This window comes from Lactiplantibacillus modestisalitolerans, from assembly GCF_005405425.1.
Lineage (GTDB): Bacteria > Bacillota > Bacilli > Lactobacillales > Lactobacillaceae > Lactiplantibacillus > Lactiplantibacillus modestisalitolerans.
Genome location: NZ_BJEA01000033.1, coordinates 1 through 3,250, shown reverse-complemented (window position 1 = coordinate 3,250; position 3,250 = coordinate 1). Strand labels below are relative to the sequence as shown.

5 protein-coding genes and 1 rRNA gene are annotated in these 3,250 nt (G+C 52.3%); 5 read left to right on the top strand and 1 reads right to left on the bottom strand.

Going from position 1 to position 3,250, the window contains the following annotated elements:
- The first annotated feature begins 6 nt into the window (after positions 1 to 6).
- The 5 genes from rrf (at position 7) to FFM79_RS12520 (ending at position 2,426) form a co-directional block, all read left to right on the top strand.
- Positions 7 to 123, top strand: a 5S ribosomal RNA gene (rrf, locus tag FFM79_RS12540).
- Positions 124 to 566: 443 nt separating this feature from the next.
- Positions 567 to 1,244, top strand: a complete 678-nt coding sequence (locus FFM79_RS12535) for a type 1 glutamine amidotransferase domain-containing protein (protein ID WP_137643798.1) — start codon at positions 567 to 569, stop codon at positions 1,242 to 1,244.
- A gap of 84 nt (positions 1,245 to 1,328) precedes the next feature.
- Entirely contained in the window at positions 1,329 to 1,583 is a 255-nt protein-coding gene (locus FFM79_RS12530) for a GlsB/YeaQ/YmgE family stress response membrane protein (protein ID WP_137643797.1), read from the top strand.
- Positions 1,584 to 1,596: 13 nt separating this feature from the next.
- Positions 1,597 to 2,163, top strand: a complete 567-nt coding sequence (locus FFM79_RS12525; RefSeq protein WP_137643796.1) for a hypothetical protein — start codon at positions 1,597 to 1,599, stop codon at positions 2,161 to 2,163.
- A 5-nt stretch (positions 2,164 to 2,168) separates the two neighbouring features.
- On the top strand, positions 2,169 to 2,426 hold the full coding sequence (locus FFM79_RS12520; protein WP_137643795.1) for a CsbD family protein: 258 nt from the start codon (positions 2,169 to 2,171) through the stop codon (positions 2,424 to 2,426).
- Positions 2,427 to 2,493: 67 nt separating this feature from the next.
- Here the strand turns inward: FFM79_RS12520 and FFM79_RS12515 are convergent, their stop codons facing one another.
- Positions 2,494 to 3,192, bottom strand: a complete 699-nt coding sequence (locus tag FFM79_RS12515) for an N-acetylmannosamine-6-phosphate 2-epimerase (protein ID WP_137643799.1) — start codon at positions 3,190 to 3,192, stop codon at positions 2,494 to 2,496.
- Positions 3,193 to 3,250 lie beyond the last annotated feature (58 nt).

The following is a 3,250-nucleotide window of genomic DNA, read 5'->3' as shown; positions in this document are numbered from 1 at the left end:
CAATAGTGTGGTGACGATGGCGAGAAGGATACACCTGTTCCCATGTCGAACACAGAAGTTAAGCTTCTTAGCGCCGAGAGTAGTTGGGGGATCGCTCCCTGCGAGGGTAGGACGTTGCCATGCAAGCTGAACCGGGAGCACCGGTTCTTTTTTTATACCAAAATCAAAGCGCTTTCATAAACGTGGTATTTATCCCAGCTTTCAGCTCTAACCGCACTCCGCAATCCCGTGATCGGGCGAACGCCTCCCCAAAAGAAACGGAGGCACCCAATGGTTCCCACAGAATCAATTGAACCGCACCCCCGAGTTACCGGAAGACTTAACCGGAGCATCAACGCCGATTAGCTTAATTAGGTCACGTATGCGCAAAAATTAACCGGCAAGCGTATTCGCCAGCTCAAATCGCGCCCGTATGGTAAGCTAAACCCGATGCTTAGGGTTGCGCTACTGCGGGGGCTTTTTAGGTTACGCGGGTTTCAACTCGACCGCTGCGACCGCGGCCCAGTGCGCGCTTCCTAAGTGAGCGGTTTTCGTTTGTTTAGTTAACGTTGGATGGAGGAATTTCAATGCCAAAGGTATTAATAGTAGAAACGAACGTGCAGAAGTACGGTGACACCAACGATCCGACCGGCTTGTGGCTCGGTGAAAGTGCCGAATTTGTCGACGAGTTAGCTAAAGCGGGCTGGCACTACGACTTTGTCAGTCCTAAGGGCGGCTACGTGCCGTTAGACCCCCGCAGTATGAAGTACGTCGATGACGCAATCATGCGGGTTTACGAGGATCCGCAATTCGTGGAAGCGGCGCTGCGCAACACGCGCCAGCCAAGTGAAGTTGACCCGGCTGACTACGACGCGATTTATTACACTGGTGGACATGGCGTGATGTGGGACTTTCCGAATAACCCGGCGTTGATCGCCATTGCTAGTCAGATTGACGCGAACGGGGGCTACCTAACGTCGGTCTGTCACGGAATTGCCGGCTTGTTCAATATTAAGGCCGCTGATGGTACGTACGTGATTACGGGAAAACAGATTACCGGCTTCACGACTAGTGAGGAAGTGGTGGCGGGCAAGAAGAAGGTCGTGCCCTTCTTAAACCAGGAAATGGCCGCCGCCCGCGGTGCCAATTTTGTTAAAAAGCACGCTTATCAGGATAACGTGGTCCAAGACGGCCACTTGATTACGGGTCAGAATCCGTTTTCAGTCCGGTCGGTAGCGCAAGCCTTAATTCAGGCACTAAATTAGTTGCGCCTGGAATGCATATTGGTTGCCAATTTCAATTCTTATGGTTATTATAATTAATAAATAAAGTTGAGGAGGGTAACTAAAATGCTAGGATGGTTATGGACGTTAGTTGTTGGCGGCGTGATTGGCGCCGTAGCGGGGATGGTGACGAGTCGCGATTTGCCCGCTGGAATTATTGGCGACGTGATTGCCGGGTTAGCCGGTGCGTGGCTTGGGCAACGCTTACTAGGTAGTTGGGGACCGTCACTAGCTGGGATGGCCCTGATCCCCGCTATTATTGGTGCGGTCGTGTTAGTCATACTGGTGGCTGCGCTCTTTGGGATGCGCCAGCGTAGTTAGTGGGGTGAATCCAATGAATCGCATGGGACGCCTTATTATTGGCGGGGCCGGTGGGGTGTTAGTCCTACTGGCACTCGTGGAAGTGAGTCAAAGTCAGGACGTCTTCTTCGTGACGGAGTGGTTGGCGTCGCTGGCCCTGGCCCACGCGCACTGGTTTAACGAATTGGTGTTAGTAATTGCCATCATTGTGGGCCTAATTGGCCTATGTTTGTTAGTACTGAGTTTATTGAAACCGCGGCAGGTCGTTGCGTTAATGCACCACTTTGCTCCGGTCCGGGTGCCGGTTTCCCACCGAATCGTGGAAAGTGACCTCCAGTATCGCCTGACCGCTAAATTACGCTTGATCAATCCGCAAGTGCGGCTCAAGTTACGTTACCCGTTACCAACGCGGGTGAGCGTGCAGGCGACCGCCGAGGCGTTGACTGACGTGGAGTTGGTGACGCAGCAGGTTCAAGATTTGATTACTGATTATTTATGTCAAGAATTGCCGATTCGGCACGTTCACCCCCTGGTAAAAGTGACGCCGTTAACGCAACCCTTGAAAATTCGACCGACGCAGGAAATTCAGAAAGGAAGTTGATGACCATGCTCAAACCAATGTTAATCAGTTTAACCGCAATCGCGGGGGCGGGCGCCGCCTACATGTTATGGCGGAAACGCCGTCCGGAACAGGCCGCAACCTTTGATGATGAAGTCGCCGCCTTCGGTCAGGAAATGGCTGGGAAGGCTCAGCAGGTCCGCGGTGCCGTGACGGACGATCCGAAGGACAAGTTAGCCGGTAATTGGCAGGCTGGTGTGGGGAAGGTTAAGGGCCGCTTGGCACGGGAAAAGCAGTTTGAATGATGATTAACTAAAACAGCCCCTAAGCAATTTTGCTTAGGAGCTGTTTTTTTAGTCGTGCGTCAATTTGTTAATCTTCCAGTGCTGCCACGAAGCCTTGCGCAATTTGCAATGGCCGGGTAATCGCACCGCCGACCACGACGGCGTGACAACCGAGGGCTAAGCACCGCTTCATCTTAGCGGGAGTATCAACTTTACCTTCCGCAATGACGGGCTTACTGGTGGTTTTCAGAACGGCCTTGAGGTATTCAAAGTCGTTATCCGCAATGTTGGCGCCTTTGGTAACGGGGGTGTAGCCGTGCATCGTCGTCCCGATAATATCAAAACCAAGGGCTTCAGCCGCTTGTACGTTTTCGAGACTGTCCGTATCCGCCATTAGGAGGGTGTCAGGAAACTCCTGGCGCATAGTAGCGACGATGTCAGCTAACTGTTCACCATTGGGGCGCGGTTGGCCGGTTACGTCACAGGCAACGACCGGACAGCCGGTTGCGGCAACCGCCCGCATTTCCTTAATGGTTGGGGTGATGTATACGGGGGAATCCGGGTAGTCAACTTTACTCAAGCCAATCACTGGCAAATCAACCTCGTCTTGGATCGCCTGGATATCAACAACTGAGTTTGCACGAATGCCCGCGGTAGCGGCAAGGGCCATTCGAGACATGATAAATGAACTGTGTAACGGTTCATCAGGCAACGCTTGACACGAAATGATTAATGAACCCTTGACTGCGTCTAAAAAATTAGTTGTTTTCGTGAACTCTCCCGTCACTAAAGTAACGGGCTTCGGCGTAAAAACCTGCAACTAAACAGGTTCTATCCGAAAACGT

Coding starts and splice junctions, on each gene's coding strand:
- FFM79_RS12525 (WP_137643796.1), top strand. CDS start 1,597: ATGAATCGCATGGGACGCCTTATTATTGGCGGGGCCGGTGGGGTGTTA.
- FFM79_RS12520 (WP_137643795.1), top strand. CDS start 2,169: ATGCTCAAACCAATGTTAATCAGTTTAACCGCAATCGCGGGGGCGGGC.
- FFM79_RS12535 (WP_137643798.1), top strand. CDS start 567: ATGCCAAAGGTATTAATAGTAGAAACGAACGTGCAGAAGTACGGTGAC.
- FFM79_RS12530 (WP_137643797.1), top strand. CDS start 1,329: ATGCTAGGATGGTTATGGACGTTAGTTGTTGGCGGCGTGATTGGCGCC.